Here is a 17733-nt window from a genome sequence, read left to right as displayed (position 1 = left end):
GCTATCCTTCCTTTCTTTGCCTAAAATAGTTTCTGGCACGATCACAGTCTTTGAGCAACTGCTCTTTTAACTCCTGCATGCCGGCAAATTTCTGCTCTTCGCGTAAAAAACGATGAAATCTGAATGTAACCGTTTTATCATAAATCATTTTATCAAAATCAAGTAAATATGCTTCAATCGATGTGTTTTGCTGATAATTAAAGCTTGGATTATGTCCGACATTAATAATCGCCATCCACCAGGTATCTAATACAAACACACTTCCAATATAAACACCCTGCTTTGGCATGATATATTCACCCTGTGTTTTAAGATTCGCTGTAGGAAAACCATACTTGCGTCCAACTCGATTACCACTTTTCACAATACCTCGCATTTCATAAAAGCGCCCCATAATATCTGCCGTTTCTTCCATTTCACCACGTTTTATGGATTGTTCTATACGAGTTGAACTAATTTTCTCATTGGCACTGGCGATTTCTTCAACGACCTCTACTTTAAAAAAATGCTGAGCCTGTAACGTTTTTACACTGCCTTCTCCACGATTGGCGTAATGAAAATCATAACCACATACTAATGTTTCAATATGCAATGGTTTTAAGACAAGCTCATGAAATTGTTCATAGCTAAGTTGCGCCATATCCTTTTGAAAATCAAGTATGATCCATTTCTGGATCCCCAGTTTTGCGCCAATATCTTGTCGATGATTCATCGGTGTAATATGGGGAATATTGTGCAATTTTTTCAATACGACCCAGGGATCTGGATCAAAGGTAATCAGCGCTGGAATGGTATGGGTTTTTTCAGCTATTTCCAGCACCCGTTTTACCAACTGTTGGTGACCTAGATGTAAACCGTCAAAATACCCGATACAAGCCGTTATACGTTCCCGGCATTCTATGGGTGTATGTATATTAAATCGTAATATTTCCATAATTTCACCTACCACAATCCGCGAATACAACGAAAGACATCGCCATGATCACGTTCATATAAAGCTATGACATCACCTTTATCTAAAATTGCCAAGCGATTATCCTCACATTGTAAACGTATATGTTTTCCATTATAAATATCTGAAATTGGTGTATAAGGAACACTTGTGTAATGATCCAACACGTCCTTTATAGGGTGTAAGATAAACTCGCCTTTTTTCACATCATCTAACGTCACACAATCCTGTATGCTAAATCGCCCAACACGCGTGCGGATCAAAGAAGACATACATCCATAGTTTCCTGTGTTTTCGGCAATATCATGGCACAATGAACGTACATACGTGCCACTGCTACAACTTACCCTAAATTGTAGTTTTGCCTCATCAAGTGCTTGAATATCATAAATTTCCACGCTTCTTACCGGGCGTATCACATGCTCATGATTACGAGCATATTCATAAAGCTTTTTTCCATTAACTTTAATACTTGAAATCATTGGAGGGACCTGTTCAATCACACCGCGAAATTTATCAAGTTCTTTTTGCAAATCTTTAATTGGTATAACCGGTTTTTCATCCAAAACCTCTTCCCAAATATCATCACTAATGGTTTTCTTGCCCAATTCCATGCTTGCGATATATTCTTTATCCGTATCTGCTAAAAACGGTAATACTTTACAAGCTCTGCCAACCAACACGAGCAAGACACCGGTCGCATTAGGGTCTAATGTACCACTGTGACCGATTTTCTTTATATGAAGGATCTTTCTCAACTGTGCAACCACATCGTGAGAAGTCATCCCTGCTTCTTTATTTATCAATAAAATACCATCCATGTCATCACCGTGTATCATTATAACATAAAAATCAAGAATTTCTTGTGGTTAGCCTGTGAAAGAGCGAAAAAATCATGTATAATGATACAGATTTGAGAAAGAGCGTGATAAGGATGAAATTACATAAGATACTTGGGGATATTCGTAAAGCGGATCAGGACTATGGCTTAATACAAGATGGTGATCGTATTGGCGTTGGAGTGAGTGGCGGAAAAGACAGCATGGTATTATTAACTGCATTACATATGTATGCAAAATTTTGCGATCGTCGATTTGAAGTTGTCGGTATCCATATTAAACTCGGCTTTCCTAACATGGAATTTCAAGAAGTGACACAATTTTGTGAGCGCCTTGGTATTGAATTCCATCAGATTGATTCCAAGGTTTATGAAATATTAAAACGTAATTTAGATAAAAATGGTCGTATCCGCTGCAGTTTATGCTCCAAGTTCAAAAAAGCTACCGTTAACCAAGCCGCAAAAGATCTACATTGTAATAAAGTTGCCTTTGGTCATCACAGTGATGATGCTATAGAAACCTTATTAATGAATGCAATTCATGGCGGTAAACTAGCCACCTTCTTGCCTAAAATGCATTTATCAAATGATGATATCACCTTTATCCGTCCGCTGATCTATGCGCATGAAAATGATATTTTGAATGCCCAAATGTTAAACGATATTCCCTTTGTAAAAAGTACCTGCCCCAATGATGGTTACACGGAACGTCAGGCGATGAAAGATATGTTAAATCATTTTTATGAACAATACCCGATGGCTAAGAAAAATTTTATCCGTATGCTGTATAATGAAGAGCAGTTATGTTTATGGAAACGCGAAGATGATCACAAACGCATAAAAGAAGAAGCCCGCAAACCAATCGTATTACTGCAAGAGCAGGATAACACCCTATTACAACGAGGCCATAAAACTTTTCTCTGTTATCATCCCCAAGAAAACCCAGCGATGCTGCGCAAGCTAAAAATTAGCGATGATGAAAAAGAAGCATTGCTGCATCATACAACAACCTTCCAAGAAATTATTGCCAAATATGCAAAATAAAAGACGATCACGCATTGTCCTGGAGAATTTCACAGAACCTTTTCTAATCGTCTTTTTATATATACTATAATGTTACTTGCCCTACGCAAAACAATCTTACATATTTTGATAACTTATACCGTTTCACTTTCTAAGAAATAAGTAGCCTCCATATCCGCAGTGCTTAAAGCAAACGACAAAGGGAAATGTTCAAAGGAGTAACCTACACCACGTGCATCATCATTTCCACTAAATCCCATATGATAACGAATGGCAAAGGCTTCTTCCCTGCTTAATCGCATAAAACCTGTAATGATATATACACTTTTTTCACCGTGTCCATACGGCAGCTGATCATCAAATTCATAATATGGAACTTGTGTCCATGCTCCATTTACTTTAACATTCCGTGTACTTTCTTTATAACAATTCACTTTGCAGATATCATGCAATAATGCAACAATTGCAATTGTCTCTTCATTATACTCCATGTGATAGACTTCTTTACTGCGTGATCTAGCTAAGTAATCTTTTAAGCAATCATATACATTCAAGCAATGTTCAACTAATCCTTGCGCATGAGAGCCATGAAATCTAGTGCTGGCAGGAGCTGTAAAAAAATCACTATGATGTAATAAATACTCTAATAGCTTATCACTTCCGTCACGATGAATATGTTCTTGATATAAGCTTATAAAACGTTCTTTTGCATCCATAATTATCTTCTCCTTTATTCTTACAATTAGTATAGCATGAAATAAAGCGAAAAGAAAAACAGATGATTGCTCATCTGTCAATTTCTCATATACGTCCGAAGGGAGAGATCTTTCCCTGTATATACAGGTGGGTGATCTGCGTTAGACATTAGGATCCCTACACGTAGCAGGTATTCAACACCATCTAACAACATCCGATCTCCCTTATCTCTAAGCGTAGGAAAAATTTATACCCTCCGGACACATATAGTATAGCAGATAACTTTTGAAATAATACTCTTGACTTTATTTTTTTAGGCGTTCCATTAAATTGGATACTTTAGAATCCTCTTTAACGCTTCTAATCATATCATATACAATAGTTTACCAAAGTATATTTCATAATGATAAGAATGATACTATCCGAAACAGCCATAATAGCCTTGAGGTGATACCATGGCTGTTGCACATAAAGGAGCTATATCTTTTGGACTTGTTCATATCCCTATACAACTGTATCGAACAACACAGGATACAGCTATATCCTTTAATCAACTTTGTAAAGATACCCATGAACGCGTAAAATATAAAAAATATTGTCCTAATTGTGACAAAGAATTAAAAAGTGAAGATATTGTAAAAGGCTATCAATATGAAAAGGATAAATATGTCATCATGACGAACGATGAGATTGAAAAGTTAAAAGTTGAAAAAGATCGTACGATCCAGATTCAACATTTCACTTCTTTAGCCAATATCAATGATTTATATTATGAAAAGAATTATTATGCCGTTCCTGAGAAACATGCCGAAAAAGCATATGAATTGCTACGTAAAGCCATGCAGGAAGAAAATGTTGTTGCAGTTGCTAAAACGGTTATTGGCACTAAAGAAACGCTGCTGGCTCTTTGCCCAAGCGATGAAGAAATTATCGTCAAGACCCTTTTCTATGAAGAAGAATTAGTCGAGAATCCCAAAACCATTCTGCACCCGGATATTGATAAAGCTGAGTTGAACATGGCAAAACAATTGATAACATCCATGAGCAAACCATTTGAACCAGAAACGTATCATGATGAATTTCAAGAGCGCTTACGCAATGCAATTGAAGAAAAGATCGATGGTCATCAAATATTGCACAGCAGCGATCGTAAGGAAGATCATAAAACTCCAATTGATCTTATGGAAGCCTTAAAACAATCCATTGAAGCCACGAAGCCGAAAACCAAGCGGAAACGGGTGCGTCACTAATGCAATTTCCCTTATACGATCCCATGTTAATCGGAACAGAACAGCCTCCATTTGACGATGATGCATATATTTACGAGATTAAAATGGATGGTGTTCGTTGTTTAGCTTATCTTTATAAAGATCATGTAGAACTTATCAATAAACGTCATCTAAAATTAAATTCTAAGTTTCCTGAACTAAAAAGTTTATATAAACAAGCAAAGAAGCCTTGTGTGATCGATGGAGAATTGCATGTTTTTCAAGATGGAAAAAGTGATTTTTTCGCCATTCAAAGAAGAACTCTTACAAGTGATCCTTTTCGTATACGTCAACATAGTAAAAAGTTTCCTGCTGTCTTCACTGCTTTTGATATTTTAAATCTTGATGGTGAAGATCTTTGTCAAAAGCCTTTGATGGAACGAAAAAAATTGCTTGAAAAGAACATTAAAGAATCCCCTATCTGTAATATCTCTCGTTACATTGAACAAGAAGGAAAAGCTTTGTTTGCTTTAACGAAGCAACAACAACTGGAAGGAATCGTCGCAAAGCGTAAAGAAAGTCTGTATCAACCAAGCAAGCGCACAAAAGAATGGATCAAATGCAAACATCTATTGGAAGCCGATTTTGCTGTTGTTGGTTATATTCCCAAAGAACATGCCATGCTCTCCTTAGTGCTAGCTGCTTATGATAACCAAAAACTGCAATATTGTGGGCATGTTACCATGGGTGTATCCAAAGATTATTTATTTGCCCATATCAAAGACACGATTCCTTGCCCTTTTTCTGTCCTGCCAGATGGCAATGAGGACGCCACTTGGATATCGCCGTTTTTATGTGGCACTGTGAAATTTATGGAATACACACAAAGCGGAGGTATGCGTCAGCCAGTATTTAAAGGCTTTCGTGAGGATAAGCAACCTATCGAATGTCTAATGCATCAATTACAAGAACACTAACTTATAATGCCGTTCCCTTCTTTGGTCGGTAAAAGGCATCCATCGCTACGTTTTCTAATGTAAGAAGCTGTATTTTCTTATCTAATCCCCCACCATATCCTGTAAGATTTCCTTTTGCGCCTACGACGCGATGACAAGGGATAATGATAGAAATTGGATTATGACCAACCGCATAACCAACCGCTTGGGCTGACATTTTCGCTTTCCCTTGTTCTGCTGCTATTTGCTTTGCTATATCTCCATACGTTATGGTTTGTCCATAGGGAATGGTTTTTAAAATCTCCCACACCCGTAAGCAAAAAGCACTTCCACTCAATCGCATAGGTATATCGATTTTAGGATTTTGACCTTTAAAATAAGCATCTAACCACCTACGTGTCTTATGAAAAACGGGCAGTTCTTCATGGAATTGCTCTTTTTCTATTTCACATAACTCGCTAAATCTTGAAGTAGTAAACCATAAACCTGTTAAGTTTTCTCCATCACTCGTTAGAACAATTCTTCCCATGGCAGATTCATAAAAACACTTATATTCCATAAACAATCCTCCATCTGCTTTTTCTATTTCACTATAACACAGGATAACACAGGTGCATATAACAAAAAACTTAATTGTTTAGTAAACATTTTCTAAGTGTTAAGATTTTCCATTATCTTGATTCTTCTAGATCAATAACTTCATCAGCGCATTGTATGATATCTTTATCATGAGATACAATAATGATCATACGATCACTCTTCTTCATCATAAGAAAATCGATTACTTTCTTTTTCGCGTCAGCATCTAAAAAAGACTCAGGTTCATCTAATAAATAAAGTGAAACATCTTTAACAAAAGCTCTATTTAAAACAATTTTACGCTTTTCTCCTTGGGAGATGTTATCTTCATGAATATCGCGGTTGTTAAGACTATCTAAACGAAAGAGCATCGTAGTATTTCGAGACTGTCCAAAATTGATGTTATTCAATACGGTGTCCTGTATAACATATGGCTGTTGAAGTGCATAGGAGATACAATTTTTTCGATAATGATATACTTGCAGTTCTGAAAAAGGAATATCATTGATTAGAAAAGCCTCTGCTTCATATGCTTGAAAGCCACTCAATACATCTAAAAGAGAACTTTTACCGGCACCATTTGCTCCTTTGATTACATAGCTATTTCCTTGCTTAAATTTACAAGTCAGATGTTTTACAATCTTCTTATCCCCATAGAATATGGTTAAATTTTTTATGGTAATATCATGAACGCTATCTAATCTGATACCCTCCTCAGACTCCTCTTCTAAATCCATAAGAGTATCTAAGCGCGTTATCGCAATATGCATTTCCTGTTTTTTCGATCCAAAATTTAAAATAGAGGATATATACGTAACCAACATATTGAAAAAATTAAATGCCACAACAAATTCACCAACGGTAATTTCGCCAACTTGTATTCGCTTTAATGAAAGATAGATGATTAAAATTAAGGATAAGCTGGATATCATGGAACATATGAAATTATAAGCGGATGAAACATTCAAACTATGTTTCATTGCTTTTTCACATGTCGTATAAATTGCATGTATATCTTTTTTTACGTTAGCATAAAGATGTTCTAATCGCACAAGTTTCCCCCGCCCCATCCACATCACTTCACGTGAGAAAGACGCCGTTTGTGCATCCTTCTCAGCTTTGTGGATGCGAAACATCTTCTGATAGCTAATCATGTATATACCAATATTAAAAATTGCAAGCAGTAGTACCAAAAGACAAATTTGCCAATCTACAAAAAACAGAATACCCGTAATCAAAAATGCTAAAACAGCGTCAATATATACTTGTAGCTTATCTTCCATAACGTAGTTAGCACAAGTTAAAGTATCCGTATCTATCTTCTCGCAGATGGCACTAACAGATTCTGTTAGAGAACTCAGTTTTACCCGAAACAAATGTTCATAGATAAGCTCTTTTAGCTTGTGTTGATAAGAAAACTGTAAGTGGCTTGAGATATATGCTTGTAGGGTAGAAAGTGCAGTGATCGCAATGATTAGGATACACACAAAGACTAATACTTGTAATACCCATGAGAACTTCATAGATGTCAAACCATCAACAATAATTCCCATTACATAAGATATTAACACATTCTGCGATTGCACAATGATAGTGATAAATAAGAGGAAAATGAGTTTTCCGCGTATGCCTTTTGTTAAAGAGGCAATTAACATTTTTATTACCGATTCTGTATGCATGATAACTCTCCGCCTTTTTTCTTATTTAAAACTATAACAGAAAAGTCATTAAATGCAACTGAATGTGTGTATTCTTGTTTGAGTAATTACCCTAATCTAGTTTAAGTAAAGCTAACAAACATTCAAAAAACTTTAACGATTTAACCAGTAATAATAGAAGCTATTGCATACTATAATAACGGAAAGTACTGCATAAAGAAAAGGATTGCGTCTATTTGCATATAGACAACAATCCTTATGAAATACAGTTTCATGTAATGTGTCCTACTTTTTAAGGTCACTACACACGATTTTATCCATGTTGTTTGTTCCTTATATAAGTTAAAACTACCTAATCCGCTTCTATTACTCTTTTTCAGTAATGGTAATATGCAACTCCTGCAACTGTTCTTCATCGACTGGTGTAGGTGCATCACTCATTGGACATTTTGCGTTTGCATTTTTAGGGAATGCTATAACATCACGGATAGAGTCGCTCTCAGATAAGATCATTGCGATACGATCAAGTCCAAATGCCAATCCACCATGTGGAGGTGTTCCATATTTTAATGCATCAACGAACCATCCAAAGTTCTCTTGAATCTTTTCTTCTGTAAAGCCAAGTACCTCAAACATTTTATCCTGCATAGCTCCATCATAGATTCGTAAAGAACCTCCACCTAATTCATAGCCATTTAACACAACATCATAGGCAATCGCATGGACTTTACCTGGATCGGTATCAATGTATTGCATATCCTCATCACGTGGACGTGTGAATGGATGATGCATTGCATACCAACGTCCATCTTCTTCGCTGTACTCAAACATTGGGAAATCGGTAACCCATAAGTAAGAGAATTCATCTTTTTTCTTTAACCCTAATAGGGATCCAAAATGATTACGTAAAGCACCTAAGACTTCACATGTAATTCTCCATTTATCTGAAACAATCAACACTAAATCATTTTCTTTCAAGGTTAATCGCTCAATCAAAGCATGAATTTCATCTTCAGATAAGAACTTAACGATAGGGCCACTCACTTCACCATTGAGATATTTCAAAGTTACTAAGCCTTTTGCGCCATTCTTTTTCGCAAGTTCGGTAATCTTATCAATCTCTTTACGCGTCATGCTTGCTTTATCAGGGACAACTACCGCTTTGATGCTGCCGGCATTTGCAATACAATCCTGGAATACTTTAAAGCCACAATTAATGAACAGCTCTGTGATATCCTGCAATTCCATGGCAAAGCGGTTATCTGGCTTATCACTACCATAACGATTCATGGCTTCTTCCCATGTTAATCTTGGGAATGGAATGCTGATATCCATGCCTTTTACATCTTTCATCAGCTTTTGCAGCATTTCTTCCATCATCGTCTGAATTTCCACATCGCTTAAAAAACTGGTTTCTAAGTCAACTTGTGTAAAATCTGTTTGACGGTCTGCTCGTAAATCTTCATCACGGAAGCATCTGGCAAACTGATAATAACGTTCAAAGCCTGATACCATCAATAATTGCTTATAGAGCTGCGGAGATTGTGGGAGTGCATAAAAACTTCCCGGATGCACACGACTTGGTACCAAATAATCACGAGCACCTTCTGGTGTACTTCTTCCCAACATTGGTGTTTCAATCTCAATGAAATCTTTGCTATCTAAATATTCACGCATGCTGTGGGTAATCTTATGACGCATCATTAATTTGTTTTGCATGATTGGACGACGTAAATCTAAATAGCGATACTTTAAACGAGTGTCTTCCAAAGCATCTGTATCATCGGCTACGATGATAGGAGTTGTTTCGGCACTATTGATGATGCTGACCTCATTTACTTTAACTTCAATATCTCCAGTCGCAAGTTTTGGATTCTTGTCTTTTCGTTCTAAGACCGTACCACTTACTTGTAAGATATATTCATTTCGCACATCCTTAATTTGCTCAGCCAGTGTTTCATCAAAAACCAGCTGTGTGATTCCTGTACGATCACGTAAATCAATAAAAACCAAGGCTCCGAAGTTACGACGTTTGGCTACCCAGCCCAGCAAAGTAACTTCTTTTCCAGTATCACTTAAACGTAGTTCTCCATTTGTATGTGTTCTCTCCATATGCGATTTCCTTCCTATTCTTCTTCATTAATTTCACCACAGCCAACGTTGCCAAAGATACGATCCATCGTTGGGATCAATTCTTCCATTGGGACTGTATACTGCTGTTGCGTTTTTACATCTTTGATATTCACGGTACCATTTGCTACTTCACTATCCCCGATTAAAATCGCGCATCGTGCATGTTTGCGATCGACGGTTTTAAATTGTGCTTTAAAGCTTCTACCTAAGTAATCTGTATCTGTGCGATAGCCATTTGCTCGCAATTCGGTCGTAATCGCCAAAACTTCCTTATGTACGCTATCTGCTAAACAAAGGACATACGCATCTAATCCATCTTCCTCATCAAGAGTAATGCCTTCTGCCTCACAAGCAATGATCAAACGTTCCAATCCCATTGCCCAGCCAATGCCACTCATTCCTTCCGGACCACCGAAATACTCTACCAAGCCATCATAACGGCCACCGGCAAATACCGTAGATTGGGCGCCCATTTCCTTATTAACGGATACAACTTCAAATACTGTATGTGTATAATAATCCAAGCCACGAACCAAACGATCATCTACTTCATAAGGAATACCCAAAGCATCTAAGCCTTCTAAGACTTCCTTGAAATATTGTTTGCTGGCATCATTTAGATAATCTTCCATCTTAGGTGCTGTCTTCATAATATCTTTATCATGATCCACCTTGCAATCTAAGATACGTAAAGGATTTTGTTCATAACGACGCTTACAATCCGCACACATGGTATCAATATCGTTTTTAAAGTGTTCCTTTAAAGCGGCGCGATATGCAGCACGGGATTCATCATCACCTAAAGTGTTGATCAACACTTTCATATCCTTTAATCCTAATGCGGATACAAAGCTCCAACCTAAAGCAATCGTTTCAACATCCAACATTGGACTTTTTGCGCCAATCACTTCTACACCAAATTGATGAAAGATACGCATTCTTCCCTTTTGTGGACGTTCATGACGACACTGTGGACCTACATAGTACATCTTTACTGGTAGATCCGCATTGCCAAACATCTTATGTTCCACAAAGGCTCTGGCTACACCTGCTGTTCCTTCAGGGCGTAGGGTCAATGAGGTTGCACTGTTTTCCAGCTGGAAGGTATACATTTCCTTATTCACCATATCACTGGAATCATTGCCTCGTTTAAAGACATTTGTATGTTCAAAAATTGGGGTACGAATTTCATCGTAGTTATACACATAGCAGAATTGACGAATCATATCTTCCAGCTTGTGCCATTTGCTAATATCCTTAGGCAGGATATCCTGTGTTCCTCTTGGTACCTGATAACGCATAGTCATTCCTCCATTCATTTATCATCTTCATAAGCATAAAAAAACGCCCTCACAAAGGACGTATTCCACGCGGTGCCACCTTTTTTCATCTCGAATTGAAATGCTGCTTAACACCTTAACGCGGTCATACGATTATCCATTTCCTGATAATTCCTCCAAAGTGTCCCTTAACATAAATGCATCGCAAAGACTCTCAGCTAATGTCTTTTTCTCTGTAACTTACTTTATGATAAGCCTCTTTTTCATCGGATTACTTATAGTTTACCCATCTTAGCGAAGTTTGTCAATTAGAAGTAAAACAAAAAAACGATTTCTTTAAGAGAATAAATGATTTTTCTTATCTATCTGAACAAACAAAACAACAATGGCTACATATGATAAAAGCGATACTCAGGTTGGTCATACCATAAAGTATCGCTTATCGCTATTTCTTATTCAACAGGATCATTAATGTTACGAACATTGTGATATACCTGCTGTACATCATCAACATCATCCAGTAACGTTACCAATCGCTGGAACAGTTTCAAATCTTCACCTTCCAGTTCAACATACTCATTAGGCAACATCGTATCTTCCATGATATCAAAGTTTACATCAGGAATCAGTTCGGCAATTGCATCCTGAGCTTTATTTAAGTCTGTAGGCTCTACCGTAATTGTCATTTGCCCATCTTCTACTTCAATATCTTTTAAATCAACTTCCGCCATGATCAAAGCATCCATTATTGCCTCTTCATCTTCATAAGCAATGGAAATCAATCCAACATGCTCATAATTGAAAGATACACAGCCACTCACACCTAATTTCGCATGTGATTTATTAAAGCATGCACGTAAATCGGCAATCGTACGATTTGCATTATCTGTTAAGCAGTCAATAATGATGGTTGCAGCTCCACCAGAGCCGAATCCTTCATATGTAGCAGGTGCATAGTTTTCATTGGTACCACCTTTTGCTTTGTCAATGGCACGCTTAATAACATCAGCAGGAACCTGATTTGCTTTTGCACGTTCAATTACTTTTTTTAATGCAGCATTCATTTCCGGATCAGGCACACCTGATTTTGCTGCTACTAAAATTTCTTTACCATAACGAGAATATTTCTTTGCTTTTGCTGCAGCCGTCTTAGCCATGGAAGCGGCGCGCACTTCAAAATGTCTACCCATTTTTATCACCTTCCAAATTTCCTCATATAGTATAGCATACATATGCTTTTTAACGCAAGAAAATCCTGATCGACGCATGAAACAAGCCTTTGTTGCGTATCACGCTTTGCTTGCTTGTAAGCATTTTCCATCAAAACCATTTCGTGTAATACGATTCATAGCGATTAGCTAAACCCGAGAATTAGTGTTATTACAGTTCAACAAGTGCCAAATAAAAGTCTTCCTAGAACCATGTTGATGTTACGTAAATCAATTAGCGTACGATGATTCATCATTCAAAAGGCTTTTGATAAAAATTACCAAAAAATTGTTCTGTACGCATAACATTAACTATAATTCGTTCATCAGTTTGTTTAAGTAATTCAATGATATCAGCAACTTCGTACGTAGAGACAACAGTATGTAGGATATAAATCTTTTTGTGTGAAAAGCCCCCATATCCTTGTACACAGGTAATGCCATGGCGAAAATGATCTACATACGTATCTACAACACTTTCTGCATCACTTGTGAGAATTTCCAAGGTAACACGTTCATAACGGTGGTGGAAAGCATCAATTGTCTTTGTTGAGATAAATTGAAATATAATTGAATATCCGGCATAAATCCAACCAAACATAGAACCAAAGATACATAAGATAGCCGCATTAAAGAGGAACACATAGGACCATATGGATTTGCCTAAACGATTCGACACAAACAAGGCTATAAAATCAGTTCCACCGGTGGAAGCATTGCCTTTTAATGCCAGAGTAGTACCGATTCCATAAAGGAACCCACCAAAAATAACATTTAATACGATATCATGAAACATTGGCTGAAAATTCATCACTTGTAGAAAGAGACTTGTACAGGCAAATTGAATACAAGAGAAGAATGTGAATCTTGCCGAAATACTTTTATAACATAAAAGGGCAACTGGTACATTTAACATGATAATAGCGATTGAGGTAGATATAGAACCACCATATAATGCTGCAATTTTGTCAATTAAGATTGCAACGCCGGTAAATCCACTAGATAACATATTAGCAGGACGAATCATAGATTGAATAACAAAGGTCTGCAGCAAAGCAGACGTGATGACTGCCAACAATGTAATCAGATTACGTATCGCTTTTTTGCGTTTTAGTATAGCAATTTTTTTATTCATCCTATCACCTGCTCTTTAAAGCTTATTTATTATCTTTATTGTAACAGATTTAACGCTTACAAAAAAGCTTAAGATGCTTGTTTCTATGTGACAAGTCGACTTGTCATTTTCTAAGACATCCCCATGGAAAGACTAAAAGCAAGCGATATGTGAACCTCTTCTTCGATAAGGATAGCATAAGCTATTTATATAATGAATCGTTTACATGCAAAAAAAGAAACCATCGGATGACCCATATGGTTTCTCATGAAATTAATTTGCAACGATATTCACAACTTTACCTTTTACAACAATGATCTTACGAATGGTTTTACCTTCTAATTGTGCTTTCACACTCGTTAACTGTAATGCCTCTTCTTTAATAGCATCCTCATTCGCATCCGCTGCAATCTTAAATTTACCACGCAATTTACCATTCACCTGAACGATGATTTCAACTTCACTTTCAATCAATTTACTTTCGTCATATGTCGGCCAAGGTTCATATGCAATAGTTTGTTCTCCATGGAAGACATCCTGCCAGATTTCTTCCCCCATATGTGGAGCAAAACATGCAAACATTTTTAAGAAACCTTTTGCATATTCTTCATAAATAGTATCTGCTTTATAGCATTCATTGATAAAAATCATCATTTGTGAAATCGCTGTATTTAAGTTCAAGGTTTCGACGTCATGTGTTACCTTTTTTACAGTTGCATGATAGACCTTATCTAATTTTCCATCATTCTCTTTTGCTAATTTATTTTGTTCGGTATATAAGCGCCAAACACGTTCCAACCATTTACGAGAACCATCCAATCCGGTCGTACTCCAAGGCAAAGCAGCTTCAAGTGGCCCCATAAACATTTCATATACACGCAGCGCATCAGCACCATGGCTTTCAACGATATCATCTGGATTTACAACATTTCCACGCGATTTTGACATTTTTTCGTTATTTTCTCCTAAGATCATTCCCTGATGGAATAATTTTTGGAAAGGTTCTTTGGTTTTTACAACACCGCAGTCATACAATACTTTATGCCAGAAGCGTGCATATAATAAGTGTAATACCGCATGTTCAGCACCACCGACATATAAATCTACTGGCAACCAATGTTCTAATAGTTTTTCATCTGCAATTGCTTCATGATTTTTAGGATCAATATAACGCAGATAATACCAACAGCTGCCAGCCCATTGTGGCATCGTATTGGTTTCGCGTTTTCCTTTAACACCATCGATTTCGACATTCAACCAATCTTCGCAATGTGCTAATGGTGATTCGCCATTTGCATTTGGTTTGAAAATCTTAGTTTCTGGTAATTCAAGTGGCAGTTCATCAATATCAACCGTGCGTGTCGTACCATCTTCCATATGGATAATAGGAATTGGCTCTCCCCAGTAACGCTGACGAGAAAACAGCCAATCACGTAATTTATATGTTGTCTTTGCACAACCACAATGATGTTCTTCTAACCATTTGATCATAGTATCAATGGCTTCCTGTTTTCCCATACCATTTAAGAACGCGGAATTCACGTGAACACCATCTTCCGTGAAGGCTTCTTTGCTGATATCTCCGCCTTCTAAAACAGGAATGATTTCGATATTAAATTTCTTAGCAAATTCATAATCACGGGTATCGTGTGCAGGAACAGCCATGATTGCTCCAGTTCCATAACTTGCTAATACATAATCACTAATCCAAATAGGAACTTCTTTTCCATTTACTGGGTTGATCGCATAAGCGCCAGTAAAAACACCTGTTTTCTCTTTGTTTAATTCCGTACGTTCTAAATCAGACTTTGATGCACAAGTCTTCTTATAAGCAGCTATTTGCTCTTTTTGAGCAGCTGTCGTGATTTCATCTACATATGGATGTTCAGGTGCCATAACACAATAAGTAGCGCCAAATAAAGTATCGCAGCGTGTCGTAAATACCGTAAATTCTTTATCTGTATTCTTTATCTTAAAGATAACATTAGCGCCTTGTGATTTACCAATCCAATTGATCTGCATTTCTTTGGTGGATTGTGGCCAATCGCATAACTCCAGATCTTCTAACAGACGCTCTGCATATTCTGTGATTTTTAAGACCCACTGACGCATCGGCTTACGAATGACTGGGTAGCCACCTCGCTCACTCTTTCCGTCAATGACTTCTTCATTAGCTAAAACCGTCCCCAATTCAGGACACCAGTTTACAGGAATCTCATCAACATATGCTAACCCTTTCTTATAAAGCTGCAAGAAAATCCATTGGGTCCATTTATAATAATCAGGATCTGTCGTTGAAATCTCGCGATCCCAATCATAGGAGAAACCTAAAGACTGAATCTGTTCACGGAAATGATCAACGTTTTTCTTTGTGAATTCAGCAGGATGATTTCCTGTCTGAATAGCAAATTGCTCTGCCGGCAAGCCAAAAGCATCCCATCCCATTGGATGTAATACGTTGTAACCTTGCATGCGTTTCATTCGTGCCAAAATATCGGTAGCGGTATAGCCTTCTGGATGGCCAACATGCAAACCATTTCCACTTGGATATGGAAACATATCCAATACATAAAATTTAGGCTTACTGAAATCATGTGTGTCACAGGCAAAAGTTTTATTCTCTTTCCAGTACGTTTGCCATTTTTTCTCTACTTTCTGGTGTTGATAGTTCATAATCATTCTCCTTTTGTAATAAAAAAACATCCTTAAACATTCTAAGGACGTTGTTCAACGCGGTACCACCTTAGTTCTTTTTTCTTAAGGAAAAAAGCCCTTCATTTCTTCTTAACGCGAAGTAAAACGGATAAGTGTGCTTATCGGCTCCTTAACGAGTTCCCCTGTTCCATACTTCAGCTTTTCACCAACCAGCTGACTCTCTGCATTATTTTCCAAGGTACTACTTTAATTCATCGCCTTTACGAGTATTAGTATACTCAATTCTTCATGTTTTTGTCAATGTTTCACTGACTTTTTTCATCTCACATCATACAAAAAAGAGTAAATAGCCTAAAATGAGAAAAACCGCAAGGGAAAACATAGCTGCTTTTTGAATATCCTCTCCCTCTTTCTTTTGCTTTTGTAAGGATATTATACTAACCAATGCATATAGCAAAAGTGCGATTGTCTTAGCTAACGGCTCAAATGACGGTATGAAAATCGTCACAACAAACAAGACCAATATACATGCGGCCGCTATTAAATTCCATTGTTCTTTATGTCTCATAGGATCACCACCATCAGCATACCATAAACTTAGCGCAACAAGCAATTTTTATATCGGTATATATTATGGATTGCCTTATCTTTCATACGGGCGTTCTTCTCATTTTTAAAAAAGTACGAGCGATTGCCTAAATGGGCAAGCAATGCTATTCATACCTTATTGATGAAGATACGTTAAGAAAAAACGTATCTCATAAAGGAGGAATTGTTTATGTGTAATGGTAACTTCAACAGAGGCTTTAACGATGGTAACTTCTTCAACAAAGGTTGTAACTGTTGCTCTTGTAACAACAACTATGATGATGCATTGTTCCGTGAAGTAGAACGTATTGCTCATCATGCAGCATGCCGCAGAGCAAGAGAAAACCGTTGTGCTCGTCAGTTTGTTAACTGCATGCGTAGTATCGAAGGCGATTTTGGATGTGGCTGCAACAACAATTGGAATAACTGCAATCGCTGGTAGTATTACAGGGAACGTTCTTGTTCCCTTACATAGCTTTTAAAAAGGACGCGCATCACCACGTCCTTCTTAAATAGGTTATCGAAAGGAAATCGATATGAATATGGAAGGTATCTCTTACAATGAAAGGAAGGAATGCAAGAAAACCATTTCCATTTCTATCATAATAGAGCCAATATTATGATATTAGAAATAAGGTACTTATTTCCTGAGATTATAATAACATTTTTCAAAGCTTTTGTAAACCCTTCCAAAAACTTTTGGGCTATACACTTTCTTATGCAATGTCCGTTTTATAATTGTAAAAATCATCTTATCTTATAAAAAAGCAGTGTTGTCACTGCTTTTTTATCATGTGTGGCGGGCATGCCACATATCTAGGGTGAAAATCCCTCGGGGCGTAGTT

15 protein-coding genes, 1 other RNA gene and 2 other annotated features are annotated in these 17733 nt (G+C 37.1%); of the genes, 4 read left to right on the top strand and 12 right to left on the bottom strand.

Translation table 11 applies throughout. From position 1 onward, the window contains the following. Nucleotide 1: 1 nt before the first annotated feature. On the bottom strand, nt 2-934 hold the full coding sequence (gene ribF / locus LI241_RS07585; RefSeq protein ID WP_008688527.1) for a riboflavin biosynthesis protein RibF: 933 nt from the start codon (nt 932-934) through the stop codon (nt 2-4). An 8-nt stretch (nt 935-942) separates the two neighbouring features. Continuing rightward, on the bottom strand, nt 943-1773 hold the full coding sequence (gene truB, locus LI241_RS07580) for a tRNA pseudouridine(55) synthase TruB (RefSeq protein WP_008688528.1): 831 nt from the start codon (nt 1771-1773) through the stop codon (nt 943-945). A 113-nt stretch (nt 1774-1886) separates the two neighbouring features. Between truB and LI241_RS07575 the strand changes: the two genes are divergently transcribed. Next, nucleotides 1887-2834: an ATP-binding protein gene (locus LI241_RS07575; protein ID WP_008688529.1), complete on the top strand. Its 948-nt coding sequence runs from the start codon at nt 1887-1889 to the stop codon at nt 2832-2834. Nucleotides 2835-2947: 113 nt separating this feature from the next. Here the strand turns inward: LI241_RS07575 and LI241_RS07570 are convergent, their stop codons facing one another. Then, entirely contained in the window at nt 2948-3529 is a 582-nt protein-coding gene (locus LI241_RS07570; protein ID WP_008688530.1) for an HD domain-containing protein, read from the bottom strand. A gap of 76 nt (nt 3530-3605) precedes the next feature. Next, a non-coding RNA gene (gene ssrS / locus LI241_RS07565) (6S RNA) lies at nt 3606-3788 on the bottom strand. A gap of 176 nt (nt 3789-3964) precedes the next feature. On the opposite strand from ssrS, the gene LI241_RS07560 reads away from it, so the two are divergent. Together LI241_RS07560 and ligD are read left to right on the top strand one after the other, a co-directional pair. Beyond that, nucleotides 3965-4759, top strand: coding sequence for a Ku protein (locus LI241_RS07560; RefSeq protein WP_008688532.1), 795 nt, complete (start codon nt 3965-3967; stop codon nt 4757-4759). Beyond that, nucleotides 4759-5694, top strand: coding sequence for a non-homologous end-joining DNA ligase (gene ligD / locus LI241_RS07555; protein WP_008688533.1), 936 nt, complete (start codon nt 4759-4761; stop codon nt 5692-5694). The genes LI241_RS07560 and ligD overlap by 1 nt, the downstream gene beginning before the upstream one ends. A gap of 1 nt (nt 5695) precedes the next feature. Here ligD and LI241_RS07550 read toward each other — a convergent pair whose 3' ends face one another. The 8 genes from LI241_RS07550 to LI241_RS07515 form a co-directional block, all read right to left on the bottom strand. Further along, nucleotides 5696-6232, bottom strand: a complete 537-nt coding sequence (locus tag LI241_RS07550; RefSeq protein WP_008688534.1) for a methylated-DNA--[protein]-cysteine S-methyltransferase — start codon at nt 6230-6232, stop codon at nt 5696-5698. A 112-nt stretch (nt 6233-6344) separates the two neighbouring features. Then, nucleotides 6345-7931 carry an ABC transporter ATP-binding protein gene (locus LI241_RS07545; RefSeq protein ID WP_008688536.1) on the bottom strand — a complete coding sequence of 529 codons (1587 nt, stop codon included), beginning with the start codon at nt 7929-7931 and terminating at the stop codon, nt 6345-6347. 345 nt (nt 7932-8276) lie between these two features. Beyond that, nucleotides 8277-10022, bottom strand: a complete 1746-nt coding sequence (aspS, locus tag LI241_RS07540) for an aspartate--tRNA ligase (protein WP_008688537.1) — start codon at nt 10020-10022, stop codon at nt 8277-8279. Nucleotides 10023-10036: 14 nt separating this feature from the next. Beyond that, a complete protein-coding gene (hisS, locus tag LI241_RS07535) occupies nt 10037-11344 on the bottom strand; it encodes a histidine--tRNA ligase (RefSeq protein WP_008688538.1) in 1308 nt (435 codons plus the stop codon). Between the two features lie 51 nt (nt 11345-11395). After that, nucleotides 11396-11599 (bottom strand) — a binding site (T-box leader). Nucleotides 11600-11775: 176 nt separating this feature from the next. Beyond that, a complete protein-coding gene (locus tag LI241_RS07530) occupies nt 11776-12513 on the bottom strand; it encodes a YebC/PmpR family DNA-binding transcriptional regulator (RefSeq protein ID WP_017144651.1) in 738 nt (245 codons plus the stop codon). Between the two features lie 271 nt (nt 12514-12784). Further along, the gene (locus LI241_RS07525; protein ID WP_008688540.1) at nt 12785-13666 is read right to left on the bottom strand and encodes a YitT family protein; all 882 of its coding nucleotides are present in this window, start codon (nt 13664-13666) and stop codon (nt 12785-12787) included. 252 nt (nt 13667-13918) lie between these two features. Continuing rightward, on the bottom strand, nt 13919-16318 hold the full coding sequence (leuS, locus tag LI241_RS07520; RefSeq protein WP_008688541.1) for a leucine--tRNA ligase: 2400 nt from the start codon (nt 16316-16318) through the stop codon (nt 13919-13921). Nucleotides 16319-16358: 40 nt separating this feature from the next. Then, nucleotides 16359-16564 (bottom strand) — a binding site (T-box leader). Between the two features lie 64 nt (nt 16565-16628). Further along, nucleotides 16629-16868 carry a hypothetical protein gene (locus tag LI241_RS07515; RefSeq protein WP_008688542.1) on the bottom strand — a complete coding sequence of 80 codons (240 nt, stop codon included), beginning with the start codon at nt 16866-16868 and terminating at the stop codon, nt 16629-16631. A 210-nt stretch (nt 16869-17078) separates the two neighbouring features. Here LI241_RS07515 and LI241_RS07510 point away from each other — a divergent pair, with 210 nt between their 5' ends. After that, nucleotides 17079-17330: a hypothetical protein gene (locus LI241_RS07510; protein WP_008688543.1), complete on the top strand. Its 252-nt coding sequence runs from the start codon at nt 17079-17081 to the stop codon at nt 17328-17330. Nucleotides 17331-17733: the final 403 nt, after the last annotated feature.

Origin of the sequence: Longicatena sp. 210702-DFI.1.196 (assembly GCF_020563125.1) — a bacterium.
GTDB classification, from domain to species: domain Bacteria; phylum Bacillota_I; class Bacilli_A; order Erysipelotrichales; family Erysipelotrichaceae; genus Longicatena; species Longicatena caecimuris.
This window is presented reverse-complemented; position numbering and strand designations above follow the sequence as displayed.

Bases quoted from the DNA above. Each gene is read 5' to 3' on its own strand.
- LI241_RS07525 (WP_008688540.1), bottom strand. From the start codon at position 13,666: ATGAATAAAAAAATTGCTATACTAAAACGCAAAAAAGCGATACGTAAT.
- truB (WP_008688528.1), bottom strand. From the start codon at position 1,773: ATGGATGGTATTTTATTGATAAATAAAGAAGCAGGGATGACTTCTCAC.
- leuS (WP_008688541.1), bottom strand. From the start codon at position 16,318: ATGAACTATCAACACCAGAAAGTAGAGAAAAAATGGCAAACGTACTGG.
- LI241_RS07515 (WP_008688542.1), bottom strand. From the start codon at position 16,868: ATGAGACATAAAGAACAATGGAATTTAATAGCGGCCGCATGTATATTG.
- LI241_RS07560 (WP_008688532.1), top strand. From the start codon at position 3,965: ATGGCTGTTGCACATAAAGGAGCTATATCTTTTGGACTTGTTCATATC.
- LI241_RS07530 (WP_017144651.1), bottom strand. From the start codon at position 12,513: ATGGGTAGACATTTTGAAGTGCGCGCCGCTTCCATGGCTAAGACGGCT.
- LI241_RS07510 (WP_008688543.1), top strand. From the start codon at position 17,079: ATGTGTAATGGTAACTTCAACAGAGGCTTTAACGATGGTAACTTCTTC.
- LI241_RS07570 (WP_008688530.1), bottom strand. From the start codon at position 3,529: ATGGATGCAAAAGAACGTTTTATAAGCTTATATCAAGAACATATTCAT.
- ligD (WP_008688533.1), top strand. From the start codon at position 4,759: ATGCAATTTCCCTTATACGATCCCATGTTAATCGGAACAGAACAGCCT.
- LI241_RS07550 (WP_008688534.1), bottom strand. From the start codon at position 6,232: ATGGAATATAAGTGTTTTTATGAATCTGCCATGGGAAGAATTGTTCTA.
- LI241_RS07545 (WP_008688536.1), bottom strand. From the start codon at position 7,931: ATGCATACAGAATCGGTAATAAAAATGTTAATTGCCTCTTTAACAAAA.
- hisS (WP_008688538.1), bottom strand. From the start codon at position 11,344: ATGCGTTATCAGGTACCAAGAGGAACACAGGATATCCTGCCTAAGGAT.
- aspS (WP_008688537.1), bottom strand. From the start codon at position 10,022: ATGGAGAGAACACATACAAATGGAGAACTACGTTTAAGTGATACTGGA.
- ribF (WP_008688527.1), bottom strand. From the start codon at position 934: ATGGAAATATTACGATTTAATATACATACACCCATAGAATGCCGGGAA.
- LI241_RS07575 (WP_008688529.1), top strand. From the start codon at position 1,887: ATGAAATTACATAAGATACTTGGGGATATTCGTAAAGCGGATCAGGAC.